General features: G+C 60.5%; 9 protein-coding genes. 2 read left to right on the forward strand and 7 right to left on the reverse strand.

Annotation, left to right across the window (positions count from 1 at the left end; all coding sequences use genetic code 11):
* Positions 1–43: 43 nt before the first annotated feature.
* From KM295_RS07790 to KM295_RS07815, 6 genes are all read right to left on the reverse strand, one after another.
* Positions 44–3,025 carry an FAD-binding and (Fe-S)-binding domain-containing protein gene (locus KM295_RS07790; protein ID WP_256029385.1) on the reverse strand — a complete coding sequence of 994 codons (2,982 nt, stop codon included), beginning with the start codon at positions 3,023–3,025 and terminating at the stop codon, positions 44–46.
* A 179-nt stretch (positions 3,026–3,204) separates the two neighbouring features.
* The gene (locus KM295_RS07795; protein ID WP_256029386.1) at positions 3,205–3,822 is read right to left on the reverse strand and encodes a tripartite tricarboxylate transporter TctB family protein; all 618 of its coding nucleotides are present in this window, start codon (positions 3,820–3,822) and stop codon (positions 3,205–3,207) included.
* Positions 3,819–5,369: a tripartite tricarboxylate transporter permease gene (locus KM295_RS07800; RefSeq protein ID WP_256029387.1), complete on the reverse strand. Its 1,551-nt coding sequence runs from the start codon at positions 5,367–5,369 to the stop codon at positions 3,819–3,821. The genes KM295_RS07795 and KM295_RS07800 overlap by 4 nt, the downstream gene beginning before the upstream one ends.
* A 172-nt stretch (positions 5,370–5,541) precedes the next feature.
* Complete coding sequence (locus KM295_RS07805) at positions 5,542–6,687, reverse strand: tripartite tricarboxylate transporter substrate-binding protein (protein WP_256029388.1); 1,146 nt, start codon at positions 6,685–6,687, stop codon at positions 5,542–5,544.
* A gap of 256 nt (positions 6,688–6,943) precedes the next feature.
* Positions 6,944–8,077 carry a mandelate racemase/muconate lactonizing enzyme family protein gene (locus tag KM295_RS07810; protein ID WP_256029389.1) on the reverse strand — a complete coding sequence of 378 codons (1,134 nt, stop codon included), beginning with the start codon at positions 8,075–8,077 and terminating at the stop codon, positions 6,944–6,946.
* A 531-nt stretch (positions 8,078–8,608) separates the two neighbouring features.
* Positions 8,609–9,340, reverse strand: coding sequence for a DUF7260 family protein (locus KM295_RS07815; RefSeq protein WP_256029390.1), 732 nt, complete (start codon positions 9,338–9,340; stop codon positions 8,609–8,611).
* Positions 9,341–9,476: 136 nt separating this feature from the next.
* Between KM295_RS07815 and ddh the strand changes: the two genes are divergently transcribed.
* Entirely contained in the window at positions 9,477–10,409 is a 933-nt protein-coding gene (gene ddh, locus KM295_RS07820) for a D-2-hydroxyacid dehydrogenase (protein ID WP_256029391.1), read from the forward strand.
* An 81-nt stretch (positions 10,410–10,490) separates the two neighbouring features.
* Positions 10,491–11,801 carry a malate synthase AceB gene (aceB, locus tag KM295_RS07825; protein ID WP_272494346.1) on the forward strand — a complete coding sequence of 437 codons (1,311 nt, stop codon included), beginning with the start codon at positions 10,491–10,493 and terminating at the stop codon, positions 11,799–11,801.
* 965 nt (positions 11,802–12,766) lie between these two features.
* On the opposite strand, the gene KM295_RS07830 is transcribed toward aceB, so the two are convergent.
* Positions 12,767–13,915: an alpha/beta fold hydrolase gene (locus KM295_RS07830; RefSeq protein WP_256029392.1), complete on the reverse strand. Its 1,149-nt coding sequence runs from the start codon at positions 13,913–13,915 to the stop codon at positions 12,767–12,769.
* Between the last annotated feature and the right edge of the window lie 65 nt (positions 13,916–13,980).

A 13,980-nucleotide genomic window follows, 5' to 3' on the forward strand; every position in this document is an offset into this window, starting at 1 on the left:
ACGTTTCGGAACGAAATATCCGATTTCGTTTCACAGCGGGCTCTCACTCGAGCGCTTCGTGCAGTCGCTCTACCGGATGTGGGGGTTTCTCACCGTACTCGTCGCCGATCTGTGTCCGACAGGAGGCACCGGGGGCGACGACGGCGTCGCCGTCGCTGTCCTCGATCTGATCGAAGAGAATCCGGCCGATCGCGCGACTCATCGAGTAGTGTTCGGCCTCGTAGCCGAACGAGCCGGCCATCCCGCAACACCCGGAATCGAGCGGATCGACGCGGTAGCCGGCTCTTCGGAGGACGCCGACGGCGTGGTGGTCCTTTTTCGTCGCCTTCTGGTGGCAGTGCCCGTGGTAGGTGAGGTGGGTGTCCGGATCGCCGAAAGCGAGCTCCTCGTCGAGTCGGTGGACGTCGAGATACTCACAGACACCGTAGCTCGCGTTCGCGACGGTTTCGACGCCCTCACCGGACAACAGATCACGGTAGTCGGATTGCAGCATTACCGCGTCCGACGGTTCGACGACGACGATGTCCCACCCGTCACGGACCATCGGTGCGAGCGCCGCGACGTTGGCCTCGGCACGCTCCCGTGCCCGATCGAGGAGTCCCTTCGAGAAGGCCGGGCGGCCGCTATCGCGGCCCGATCCGTGAACGGCCACGTGGACGCCGGCCGCTTCCAGGAGCCGGACCGCGGCTTTTCCGGCGGCCGGCCGGTTGTAGTTGGTATAGGTGTCCGGAAAGAGTACTACCTTTCTGTGTGCGTCCGATTCGGAAACGTTCGGCCCCCGGGCTTCGAACCAATCGACCAGCGTTTCGCGGTGGAACGTCGGCAGCGACCGTTCGCGGGCGATCCCGCCGATCTGCTCCATGAGGTATCGCCCCCCGGGAACCCGGGAGGCCCAGTTCGAGAGCGGCGCCAGCGCGCTCCCGACCCGTGACAGCCGATCGATTTCCGCGAACAGCCGTGCCCGAAGCGGGGTCCCGTGGCGGTCGTAGTACTCGTTTTCCACCTCGACTTTCATCTTCGCCATGTCGACCTCGCTGGGACAGTCCCTCGCACACCCCTTGCAGCCGACACACAGATCGAGTACTTCAGTCATGAACTCGACGTCGAACTGCTCCTCCGAGAGGTCGCCGCTCATCGCCTGTCGAAGCATGTTCGCCCGCCCGCGCGTCGACGTGATTTCCTCTTGGGCGGCCCGATAGGTTGGACACATCACGTTCCCCGTGGTCTCCTGGCTCCCTCGACAGCCGCCACAGCCGTGACAGAGTTCGACCATTCCCTGGAACCCGTTGTCGTTTCCCCAGTTCAGCGCCGGGTCGAAGTCGGCGTCGAACTCGTACTCCGCATCGAACCGGAGGTTCTCCGTCATGTCGACATCGCCACACACCGTTCCGGGGTTGAGCAGCCAGTCCGGGTCGACGGCCGTCTTGAGGTCACGGAACACCTGCCAGAGATGCTCTCCGTACAGCTTTCGGTTCCACTGGGTTCGAGCCCGTCCGTCGCCGTGTTCGCCCGAGACGCTCCCGCCGTACTTGACGGCGAGATCCGTTGCGGCGTCGGCGATCGATTCCATCCGCTCGATGCCGTCGGTTTTCTTCGTGTTGATCAGCGGACGCACGTGGATACAGCCCGGGCCGGCGTGTGCGTAAAACGAGCCGAACGTATCGTGGTCCTCGAAGATCTGCTGGAAGTCGGCGATGTACTCGGGGAGGTGTTCGGGCGGGACCGCGACGTCCTCGATGAAGGCGATGTGCTTTTCGTCCGTGGTCCGCGAGAGGAGGATCGGCGTCGAGGCCTTCCGCATCTGCCAGAACTGCTTTTGTTCGGCCTCTTCGTACGCCGTCAGCCCGTCGAAGGCGATCTCGCCGACGCGGTCCTCGAGGAGCGCTTCGACCTTCTCTTCGGCCTCCGTCTCGTTTCGGGCGTAAAATTCCACCAGCAGGAACGTATCCGTCCGTTCGGGGAGGATACCGACGACGTCTTTGAACTCCTCGAGGTCGCGAGCCAGGTCCAAAAGCACGCCGTCGAGGACCTCGACGGCAGCCGGGTCGTGGGCGAGTATCGAACTCACGTCCTCCATCGCGTCGATGAGGCTGTCGTAGGTCAAAAGCCCGATCGCCTTGGTTTCGGGGAGCGGTTCGAGAGAGAGTTCGGCTTCGGTGACGATCGCGAGGGTGCCCTCGCTGCCGACGACAAGCTTTGCGAGGTTCACCGTCTCGCGTTCTCCTGCCTCGATCGCCCGAGCCTGCTCGACGATCACGTCGAGGTTGTACCCGGAGACGTTGCGCTTGATACTGGGGTAGGCGTCCTCTACGTGTTCGCTTTCTTCGTCGATGATCCGAACGACCGCCGCGTACAGTCGCTCTTCGAGGCTGCCCTCGGAATCGGCGCGATCCCGGACCTCACCGATCGGGACCTCACCGAGCGTCGTGACCGTCCCGTCCGCGAGGACCACTTCGAGTTCTTCGACGTAGGCGTCGGTTTTGCCGTACTTCAGCGAATGGGCACCGGTCGTGTTGTTTCCGACTGCTCCGCCGATCGCGCTCCGGTTTGCGGTCGAGGGATCCGGCGCGAACTTCAGTCCGTGCGGTTTCAGCGCCTCGTTCAACTCGGCGAGCACCGTTCCGGACTGGACACGCGTGCGACCCCGGTCGGGATCGATCCCGAGGATGTCACCCAGATCCCGGGTGAAATCGAGGACGACGGCCTCGTTTACGGTCTGTCCCGCGAGTGACGTCCCGCCGCCACGCGGAAGCACGGGGATCTCGTTGTCCGCACAGTATTCCACGATCGCGCTGACGTCGGCCGTCGACGTCGGGTACACGACACCGATCGGGGTGACCTCGTAGGCGCTGGCGTCGGTCGCATACATCTCTCGGGAGTACTCGTCGAACCGGACCTCGCCCTCGATACGTTCGGCCAGATCGTCGCGTAACGAGGGATCTTCGACGGTGTTCCCCCGGTAATCGTACGCCGACCTGTTGTCGTTCGCTGGATCCGGCCGGACCGGATAGTCTCCCGAAGCCATAATGTGTACAGTATGGTTGCTGCGCACGGAAAAAACTCTTCTGCTCGTGATCCCCGGGCCACATCCGTGTCATCCGCTTGCCGAGCGGTCACGGCGTCGAAACCACACCGGGAGGTGACGGACACGAACACAGCGACAAAATGGAGATCGGACGAGAAACGATAGATTCGAACGGTGGATCAGAACAGCGCCTCGACGGCGAGATGGAACGATCGGAAAATGCCGTCGCCGTACGGGAGCGCGATGTTCATGTAGATCCGGAAGGCGACGAATATCCCCGTCGAGACGATGAGGCTCGTGACCCCGAGTACGAGCGGGCGCCGGTATTTGAGTATCCAGCCGAAAGCGAACAGATAGAGCGGCGTGGTGAGCAGGTACCCGACCCTGCTGAGGAAGATCAGGTAGACAGCCGTTGCCACGATGATCCCGTAGAACTCCCACTCTTCGGTCGAGAGGTCGCGGAACCGTCGATTGAACCCTTCGGTAATAACCGACTTCGTGGGGACCAGCAGCACCGATTCCTGTCCGTACCGCTTGTATATTATCCCGAGATTGAGCACGGCGGAGACCGCGATGACGCCGAGTATCAGGTGGGGCCAGAACCGCGGTCCGGGATCGGCGCTGTTGCCGAGCATGACCGTATCGACGCGAAGCGAGTGTGCGAGCAGCCCCAGCGATCCGAGCAGAATGACGAGGGTAATCGCCCCGTCAAGTTGGAGGCTCGGCACCTCGTCGGCTTCGAGTTCCTCGGTCAGGTCCTGCGGATCCTCCGTTTCGATGGGGGCTTCCTCGCTCATGGCTTCACCTCACCCCCATCCCGGAAGAGCCTGTCGACGATCTTTCCGACGATCCCGGAGTCTTGGATCAGCGGGATGAAGAACACGAGAACGGCCGCGATGATCAACACGGCGGAGATCGGTCGCTGGAGGAAGACAATATACTCTCCCTGGGCCTTGATCAGTCCCCGCCGCAGGGCGGGTTCGGCCAACGGCCCGAGCACCAGGCCGATGATCAACGGCGCGATCGAGTAGTTGTACCGCTCGAAGAGGAACCCGACCAGCCCGAAGAGCAACATGAGCCAGAGATCGAACATGATGTTCCGGGTCGCGTACGAGCCGATGATCGTGAACGCCATGATCAACATCAGCAGGATCGGCCGTGGCAGGTGTCGGATCTTCGTGAAGATGCTCACGAACGGCTGGTTCGCCAGAAGCATCGTGACATTAGCCAAGAGGAGTGCGGCGAAGATCGTATAGACCAACGTCCCCTGTGTCGTGAGCAACTCGGGGCCGGGACGGATCCCATGGAGGATGAACGCAGCCAGAATGACCGCGGTCGTCGCGCTGCCGGGGATCCCGAGCGTCAAAAGCGGCACGAACGCCCCGCTCGCGGCGGCGTTGTTCGCGGACTCCGGCGCGACGATGCCTTCCTGAACACCGGTCCCGAACTTCTCTCTGACGCTCTTCGGGACGATCCGCTGGCCGAACGTGTATCCGAACAGCGCGCCGGTCGTCGCCCCAGCCCCCGGCAGGATGCCGATCATCGTCCCGAGCACGGAGTTGACACTCAAGAGCTTGGGAAACCGTTTGATATACCGAAACGGCGGCACGAGATCCCTGAGCTGGAATCCGCCAGTGTCTTCATCCGACTCGCCGAGCATGTGGCCGCCGGTGTAGACCTGTTTGAGTACCTCGGTGACGGCGAAGAGCCCAAGAATGACCGGGATGAGCGAGACGCCGCTTTGCAGCAACTCGAACCCGAACGTGAACCGCTGCATCGACTGGAGGGGATCGAGGCCGACTGTCCCCAAGAACAGCCCGATCGACAGCGTCATGGTCGATTTGACCACGTTCCCGGAACCGATCGTCGAGATCAGTGCCAGGCCGAGTACGATGACCGCGAAGTACTCCGGGTCCGATAACTGGGTCGCCAAGTCGGACAGAACCGGCGAAAAGAAGATGAGGATGATGGTGCCGACAACGCCGCCGAAGGCCGAGGAGAACACCGCCGTCCGTATGGCCCTTTTGAGTTCCCCCCTCTGGTTCATCGGATAGCCGTCCAGCGTCGTCATGATCGCTTCCGGAGCGCCGGGGACTTTGAACATGATGGCGCTGATCGATCCGGCGTACACCGCCGCGGCGTAGATGACCGACAGCATCATGATCGCAGTGACCGGATCCATGCTGAACGTGATTGGGATCATCAATACAACCGTCATCGTCCCGTTCATGCCCGGGATCGCGCCGCTGAAAAGTCCGAGTGTCAGGGCGACGGCGAAAACGAAGAGATTGAGCGGGTTGGTGAGGATGTTGGCGAATCCTCCTACGAGTTGTTCTACGACCATCGTTCAGATCTGATATCGTCCGTTTCGCTCTCGGTTCGCTGAACGTGGTCCGATACTTTGCCTCGCGCCGATAACGCGTGTGTGTAGTGCAACCATACTGCTTGTGACATACTGGGTGAGGATAATAATAGTGGTGATGAGCCGATACCGGAGAAACCGTCGACGGGGTCCGTCAGTTTCTCTCTTCGAGCGCGTCCCGAACGGTCACGAACAGCGACCGTTCGTTCTGGAGACCCTCCAGCCACTCGTCCGCCGGGGCAAAGCCGGGGCGGAGATCGACCATCGTCTCGGCAGCGAGTTCCTGGTAGGACTCGGACTGCATCGCTTCCTGCCACAGGTCCTGCCAGTAGGTGAGCGCCTCCTCGGGCGTCCCACCCTTGGCGTTGATGCCACGCGTCACGCCCCACGTCGCGTCCTCCCATCCTAGTTCAACCGTCGTCGGAATGTCATCGTAGGGCTCGTCGAGGCGGCCTTCCTTGCCGATCGCCAGCCCACTGAGATCGCCGGCCTCGTAGCGCTCGACGAACTCGTGGATCTCGCCGAACCCGAAGTGGATCTCGCCGGTCGCCGTGTCGTTCCACATCTGCCCGGCGTCGTCGTAGGAGACGAGCTGAGTGTTCTCCCAGAAACCGCCAGCCGTGGCGCACTGATAGATGAACACCGCACTCGCGACGCCGCCGGTTAAACCGGCGAGGATGGTGTTGTCTTGTCCGAATTCGGCCATTGCCTCGGCGTCCTCGAAGTAGGTGTCGAGACTCTCGTCACCGGTCCCGACAAGCCAGCTCGTGTCGTGTTGGACCCGACAGACACCGGCCCAGTCCTCGACCGAAAAGTCCGCCCGCCCCGAGACGATGTTCGGGACGATGACGTTCGTGTTCGCCAACAGCGTGTACCCGTCGGCGGGCTGGTCGAGCACTTCCCGGGCCGCGTTCATGCCGTTGGCGCCGGTGATGTTCTCGACGTTGATGCTGATGTCGAGCCCTCTGTCCTCCTGTAGGATCTGTTCGGCCGGCTGGGCGACACCGCGGGTCGCCGTGTCCGTACCGCCACCGGCCCCCCACGGGACGATGACCCGGAGGTTCCGTTCGGGAACCCACTCGCCGTCGTCACCGTCGTCGCCGCCATCGCTACCGTCGCTGCCGTCACTACCGTCACTACCGTCACTACCGTCGCTACCGCCGCCGTTGCCGTCCCCGTTACCACCGCCGTTGCCGCCGTTACCGTCACCGTTACCGCTACATCCGGCGAGTGCCGCGACGCTGGTTGCTCCGGTCAGTGCGATGAACTTCCGTCTATCAATGCGATCATCCTTGCTCATGGGTGACACATAGCTCTATCAATGGTCAATCATTATAATATTTTTGGTCAGTATTTAACGAAGCGTATTAATATAGTGATACACTGAAACCGTCGAGCGTTTGTGGGTTTGTATCGGGGCTTTCGGACGGAAGCCGAACACGATGCTGGGTTAAAAATGAGCCGCTTTCGGCGTCCGGAACCGTATATCGTCAATCGGACGACGACAGTGTGGATCGGTTACGTCTCGGTTCGATGACTCCCAAACGACCGTGTGTTCAATCGAGCCGGAGTTCTTCGACGACGCTCTCGTCGAGTTCGATCCCGAGCCCTGGTGTGTCGGGCGGTGAAATGGTGCCGTCATCATCGAGGCTGAACTCGTCTTGGTTCGCGACGTACGGACTCGCCATGTACTCGCCCGGGTCGTCGACCTCGTCGTCGTAGACGGCGAACTCGATGAGATCACAGGCGGAACTGGCGACACAGACGTGAAGGCTCGCGGCGTAATTGACGAGCGGCCCGAACGCGTGCGGGACGAAGCGTTTGTCGAACGCTTCCGCCAGCGTGGCCACCCGACTACCGGCCGTTACGCCACCGCAGAGATAGAGCGCGGGTTGATACACCTCAAGCGCGTCCGCCCGGAGATGATCGACAGCCGGGTAGTGGGGATAATGGGATTGATACGCCGCGATCGGAACGTCGACTCGACGGTTGAGTTCGGCTTGCCCGTCGATATCGGTGTGTGAGATCGGTTCCTCGAACCACTCCATTTCGAGTTCGTCGGCGGTCCGTGCCAGTCGAAGCGCCTGTGAAAAGCTGTAGGACGTGTTCGCGTCCATCGCCAAGCCGAACCCCGACGGGAGCGATTCTCCGACCGTCCGGATCCGTTCCCGGTCGGTCTCGACGCCGGCACCGACGGTGATCTTCATCGAATCGAACCCGGATTCGGCGAGCCACGCGCCGTCCTCGACGAGTTCCTCGACCGGCTTCCGGTGTGGGAACGTCGCGTACGCGGCCACGTCGTTCGTGGCCCCGCCGAGCAGTTCATACAGCGGTCTCTCCGCGTTCTTTCCGACGATGTCCCAGAGGGCCTCGTCGATAGCCGACAGCGGTTTGAACGCCCCGGAACGTTTCACATGCTGATAGAGGTCGTCCCAGCGTTGCTTCACGTCGAGTGGATCCTCCTCGAGGAGATGCCGTTCGAGCGATCGGACCCCCTGTGCGGCGAACTTCGCCTCCCTCCCGGAGGGATCGTACGTGAGTGTCTCACCCAAACCGGTGATCCCCGCGTCCGTATGTACTTTCACGAGCACCGGCAGCACGGCGACCGATTGTTCTTTCTTCCCCGTTTTCATCTGGATCGTATCGACGGGGCTCTCTAGGGGGATAGCCTCGACTCCTGTTATCCTCATATCTTACAACGCGTGTATATCATTTATAAAAATTGTGTGGATTAGTGCGTTGTCGCACTACCGCTTTCCACAGCGCAACCGGACTGAGTCGATCCGCGACGCGGCCCTTCCCCGGCTGTAAGGCGAACCTGCGAACGTTCCCCTTTTAGGTAGATTCGATGATCCGGTCCACCCCCCATGCGGGCGAGCACGACCGTACCCGGGTCACCACAAAGTTTGAGTGAGTAGCGAGTCGACACCTCTAGTGGAGCCGAGAAGTACTTCGTCACTGGGTGCCGCGCCAAACTCCAGACAACCAACGTTGCCACCGTTGCCGCTTTTCGGCTCCGACCCTGCTCTCGAAGCCGGGAGGGGAACTCTATATCCACGGTCCGCTTTCCCCGTCTCCCGGCTTCGGCTCTTTCGTTACGGTTCCAGCACGATACCGACGCGGACGGAACGAGGTCACGGGGCTTATTACGGGGACGTCGAGAACCGCCCTTCGGGAGCCACAGACCTCCGCGAGAATTCGAAACCCGATCGGCCCGCATCTCAAGCCACGGACGCTGTGCGATCGAACGTGCTCCCGCTCTTCCGTGAGTCGATCGTTTCACACGTCTTTGCGATAGCGGAGAGAACCGGATACGCTGTTTCGAGATCGTGATAGAGGTATTCGTTGAGTATGTATCCTCGGTCGTCCTCCCGGGCCTCCCGTTTCACCCGATGGATGTGCCGTTGGCGCTCTTCGAGGAGGTCGTTACACCGCTGTTCTAGTGTATCGTACGCTTCCCAGATGTCGAGTACGTCCTCGATGGTGTGTTGTCTCGGGGAACACGCCGGCAGTTCCCGGATCTTCGAGCGGATATCCATCAGTTCACTCAACATCGTCTCGAGGGATTCCTGTTCCTGATCCAGTTCCGAGCGGAACCGCTCCCGTCGTTCGATAGCCGCGTTCGTCGCTATCAGAAGGTCACGTTTCCGTTTCTGCGTCAGGGGAGCGTTAGACAACAGTGTCTCCGCCAACGATGGGGATAGCTCCTCTTCGAGGCTCTCTTTGAGTGTCTCGTCGTACGCCGTTTCGAAATCCGGCGTCTCCATCACCGTCTCGCGGTAGATGTCGACGAGATCTGTGGCGGTTCCCGATGGCGTGTCGGCCTCGTCTGCCGTCGCACGACTGACTGCCGTACGGAACGTCCGGAAACGACACTGCTCGGCGGAGAGTAACGAACGCTCGCGTTCCACTCGCCTGATGGCCTTCTCGATGATCTCCGTTTCTATGGTCATAGCTAGATGCTTACCGCTGGCGCTGCTTCCCGTGTACGTTATATGTGCTACTGCTTAACATTACTCATGAAATTGGCTGATCCACGGAAACACACGAGTCGTAAGATTCAATTCCCGCTCGCCAATCAGCAAGGACATGGTTTCGGACATCGAGCGGTTATATATACACGAATCGGTCGAGAACGTCGTTCCCCCGGAAGATTTTCTCGCCGCCTTCGACGACCTCGAGATACCAAACGAACTCGTCGGCGACGGCGAAACGTACGAGGACGGCGACGCCGTGGCGACGTACGTCCCCCGTCCGGAATTTCTCGATGCCAGCTGGATCCACTGCATCCGGGCCGGACACGACGCGTTCGACACCCGGGACTACGAGAATAGGGGGGTACCGCTCACGAATACCAGTGGTATCCACGGGGCGACGGTCGGTGAACTCGCTATCGGCTATATGCTCTCTCTCTCCCGACTCGTCCACGTGTACCGCGATCACCAAAACGAAGACGACTGGTATTCCCCCGAGTACGAACGTCCCTTCACCGTCGAGAACGAACAGCTCTGTGTCGTCGGTCTAGGGACGCTCGGTACTGGAATCGCCAAACGCGCCGACGCGCTGGGGATGGACGTAGTCGGCGTTCGTCGGAGACAGGAGGCGGTCCCCGGCGTCCCGGAAGTGTATCCGCCGGACAAACTCGGGGACGCCATCGCGGAGGCTCGCTTCGTCGCGCTCACCGTTCCGCACACACCGGAAACGGAGAGCATGATAAGCGACGGGGAGTTCGAGACGATGCGTGACGACGCATACCTCATCAACGTCGGTCGGGGGCCGGTCGTCGACGAGGCCGCGCTCGTTGAGGCCCTCCGATCGGAAAACATCGCGGGGGCCGCACTCGATGTTTTCGAGGAGGAACCGTTGCCGGCTGAGTCGCCGCTGTGGGACTTCGAGGACGTCATCATCTCCCCACACAAGGGATCGGCGACGAACCGCTACCATCTCGACATCGCCGAGGTAGTGAAAGAGAACATCGAGAAGATCAAACACGGAGAGAGCCTCACGAACCGTGTCGCCTAAGCGCCCTTCGAGGGTACGGGGTCGGATATCCGAGATGAGCCACATTTAAGCATCCACGCAGAGTGTTTAGGGACGACCGAGATGACCGCAATCGACAAACGGACACACGACCGGAAGTTCGTTCGGACGTTCTTTACCACCCCCACGGCCGTCGAGGGTGAAGACGACTCGGCGAAGATGCTCAAAAGCGCCGCCGGGCTCCGGGGAATGAAGGCCCCGGACGTCTGGGTTCCGGACAACGAGGACGCGACCGCACCGAACATGCGCGAGGAGGGTGCGCGAAACATCATCGACGTCGTCTCCGAACACGGGGCCGAGTTCCCCGGCGAGATCCACCCCCGCGTCGTCTGGCACCGCGATAGCCCTTCGACACGGTATCAGGGTTTCCAGCGCATGCTCGAGATCACCGATCCCGACAACGGCGCGGTCGAGCACCTCGATGGCTTCGTTATCCCCGAGGTGGGCGACATCGACGACTGGAAGAAGGCCGACGAGTTCTTCACTATCATCGAGCACGAACACGGCCTCGAGGAGGGGAGCCTCAAGATGTCGGTCATCGTCGAGAGCGGCGCTTCCGAACTCGCGATGGGGAAGCTCCGCGATGAGATGGGCAAACCGACCAACAACCTCCAGCGGATGTTCCTGCTCGTCGACGGCGAGGTCGATTACACGAAAGACATGCGCGCGATCACGCCGACCGGCGGGCTCCCAGAGTGGGCGGAACTGCGGCACAACACGTCCCGGGCGGCCAGCGCCAACGGCCTCATCGCGGTCGACGGCCCCTACGACGACATCCGGGACGTCGAGGGCTACCACGAGCGGATGACCGACAACCGATCGAAGGGAATGCTCGGCATCTGGTCTCTGACTCCCGGTCAAGTCGTCGAGGCGAACAAGGCCCCGCTTCCGCCCCGGGAGGGCTACTGGCTTCTCGATGCCGACGGCCGCGAGGTCGAACTCGACCACGAGGACGGCGTCGAGGTCTACGAGGGGGACCGGGTCTCGATCGAGGCGACCGCCGACGGGTACGTGCTGTCGGTCGGCAACGACGAACTCGCCGTCGACGAGGCAGAACTCGAGGACGAATTGCTTGATCTGCTCGATTACGTGCCGAGCCTCGACGACATCGTCGACTCGATGGAGGAGTTCGAGGCGGCCAAGGAAGCCGGCCGAGGGGCGATCGCGATGACCCAATCGGCGACCGTCGCGATCGACGGCGTCGAGGTCGACGTCAGCCGCGATCGGATGTGGGACGAGGCGACGTATCAGGCGCTACAGACGCCGATCACGCTTTTCCAGGACGTCTACGGGAACCGTCCCGATCAACACGACGACCTCGCGGACCTGTACGGCGAGAACGTTCTCGAACGCGCGATGGACGTCGGCAACTGATAGACCGTCGGCGCCTGTTCTTCTCGCGCGGCGGGTCGAGAATCCTTGCTGACAGGGATACCGATCTTCCCCGGTAGTTGCTATCCTCGACTCAGGGAGTCCGGTACTCGCCGGTCGCCCGGCCCTAAACACGATGTCACGGGTAGCAGTTATATCAATACTCTGTTATTTCCTAATAATATAGAATTTATAACATAGTCATATAATTAATATATTAGACAGCTAGAACCGTCGTGACACCCTTGGTGTCGTGAACGGTAACGGACCGACGGTTCCTCGGATAGTCGGGCGTCGTCCGATGGCGGTGTGGCGTCCCGAGCGGTGGAGTACCGGTTACGATAGGGCCTGTTCTCGGCGGCTATGTGTCGCGTAAATGTATCTAGCAGACGTATAATGGGCTGCAGCACTGTTCTAGATACACCTTCCCGCTGTTTGCACTTGTTTCGTCTCCCCGAAAGGAAAATTCTTCAAGAAGATGTTCGTAAATACTTATTTAGAGAAATAGAGTTGATATTATTTGGCGCTAAATCAAAAATATTGGAGAATTATTTGATGATCCTCGGATAGCTTGGGTGCTCGGGCTTCTATAGATGTGTCTAGACTTGAGACGGGATTCGTGGAACGGTTATCCGGAATCGCTCCTGTTTCGTCACACCGCGGTCAGTTACGAGCCCGGCGTTGATAGTTCGCGTCGTGACTGGAGTTATACTATATCACTTAGATAAATACATATATTATAAAAATATATAAATTATATAAAATTGGTAATTATACGAATCTGATATTGAATATTGAGATTCGTCCTCGGCTCGGATGTCACTCCTACCGGAACCTCTGACCCCCTCCTCACTTCCCGTCTTCCGTCGAGGCAGTCGCTTTCGAACATAAAACACTCAAAAGGAACCGAGTTATCTATCTGGGATCAGCACGCTCTCCTGGGAGTCGGGAGAAACGTCTCAAGTGACTTAAGTCCGCGTAGATCCGTCGACGTCGTCTAGGAACTCACGGAGAAGCTCGAGGACGCGTTCCGGTGCTTCCTGTTGTACCCAGTGGCCGGCACCTTCGACGAGAATACAGCGACGCATGTCGGTACAGACCGTCTCTTGCATCCGTTCGAAGACACCGGGGTTCTGATAGACGCCCCAGTCGTTTCGGCCCGCGATAAACACCGACGGCACGTCGAGGGTCCGATCGGCGAACACCTGGAGATCGCGTTGATACCGCGGATTCGTCATGCACCGATACCACTGAAGTCCGCCCTGAAAGCCCGTCCGTTTGTATTCGGTGCTATATACGCCGAGTTCTTCCTCGGTGAGCCACTGACACGATTGGATCTGCTCCTCGGAGGGCATATACGGAGCCACGGTCTCTGCCATCCCTTTGTGCCGATCCATGACGTAATACGTCGGCAGGTTCGCCAGCTGGTCGGCACTCCAGCCGTCTAGCGGTCGTGGGTCGTTCCCTTCCCAGTCGGCGCTTTTGTAATGATAGTACGCCCGCAGGAAATCGTGAACGCCCTGAGGGCAGTTCAACATGTCGTGGTTGGCCGTGCGCGTCGAGTAATACCACTGATAGTGCTTGCGGGGCCGTGAGAGCCGCCCGAGATCCTTGTTTATTTTCTCGATATCTGTTTCGGTCTCGGACGACAGCTCGGGGGGGCCGCCGAACGGCGCGCTCATGAGTGCTGCTGCCCGAAACACGTCGGGCCGGAGCAACGAACACCAGGCGGCAACGGGAGATCCCGAATCGTGGCCGATCACGGCGGCGACGGAGTCCCGCCCCAGGGCATCGACGAGTCCGAGGACATCCCGGACCCGATTCATCATCCGGAACGAGGCGAGATCCCCATCGTAGGATCCGTCCCATCCGGTCGTGCGACCGAACCCGCGTTGATCCGGGGCAACGACGTGGTAGCCGGCCTCCGCTAACGGTACGATGACTTTCCGCCAGCTATAGGCCATCTCCGGGAACCCATGCAGGAGTACCACGCATGGTCTGTCCGGATCAGCCCCCGCTTCCAGGACGTGCATCCGCAACCCGTTCACGTCGGGCACGAACCGCGCTCTGATTTCTGTCGACAGCGTATCCGTTCCGTACCCGGCATCTGGTTTCATGACACACCCTACCGGAAGTCACCCAATAAGCCTTCGGCCCCTTCCGTTCGTCTCCCACTCTTCCC

The organism is Natronomonas aquatica (assembly GCF_024449025.1).
Classification (GTDB): Archaea; Halobacteriota; Halobacteria; order Halobacteriales; family Haloarculaceae; genus Natronomonas; species Natronomonas aquatica.

Bases quoted from the DNA above. Each gene is read 5' to 3' on its own strand.
- KM295_RS07790 (WP_256029385.1), bottom strand. From the start codon at position 3,025: ATGGCTTCGGGAGACTATCCGGTCCGGCCGGATCCAGCGAACGACAAC.
- KM295_RS07795 (WP_256029386.1), bottom strand. From the start codon at position 3,822: ATGAGCGAGGAAGCCCCCATCGAAACGGAGGATCCGCAGGACCTGACC.
- KM295_RS07800 (WP_256029387.1), bottom strand. From the start codon at position 5,369: ATGGTCGTAGAACAACTCGTAGGAGGATTCGCCAACATCCTCACCAAC.
- KM295_RS07805 (WP_256029388.1), bottom strand. From the start codon at position 6,687: ATGAGCAAGGATGATCGCATTGATAGACGGAAGTTCATCGCACTGACC.
- KM295_RS07810 (WP_256029389.1), bottom strand. From the start codon at position 8,077: ATGAGGATAACAGGAGTCGAGGCTATCCCCCTAGAGAGCCCCGTCGAT.
- KM295_RS07815 (WP_256029390.1), bottom strand. From the start codon at position 9,340: ATGACCATAGAAACGGAGATCATCGAGAAGGCCATCAGGCGAGTGGAA.
- ddh (WP_256029391.1), top strand. From the start codon at position 9,477: ATGGTTTCGGACATCGAGCGGTTATATATACACGAATCGGTCGAGAAC.
- aceB (WP_272494346.1), top strand. From the start codon at position 10,491: ATGACCGCAATCGACAAACGGACACACGACCGGAAGTTCGTTCGGACG.
- KM295_RS07830 (WP_256029392.1), bottom strand. From the start codon at position 13,915: ATGAAACCAGATGCCGGGTACGGAACGGATACGCTGTCGACAGAAATC.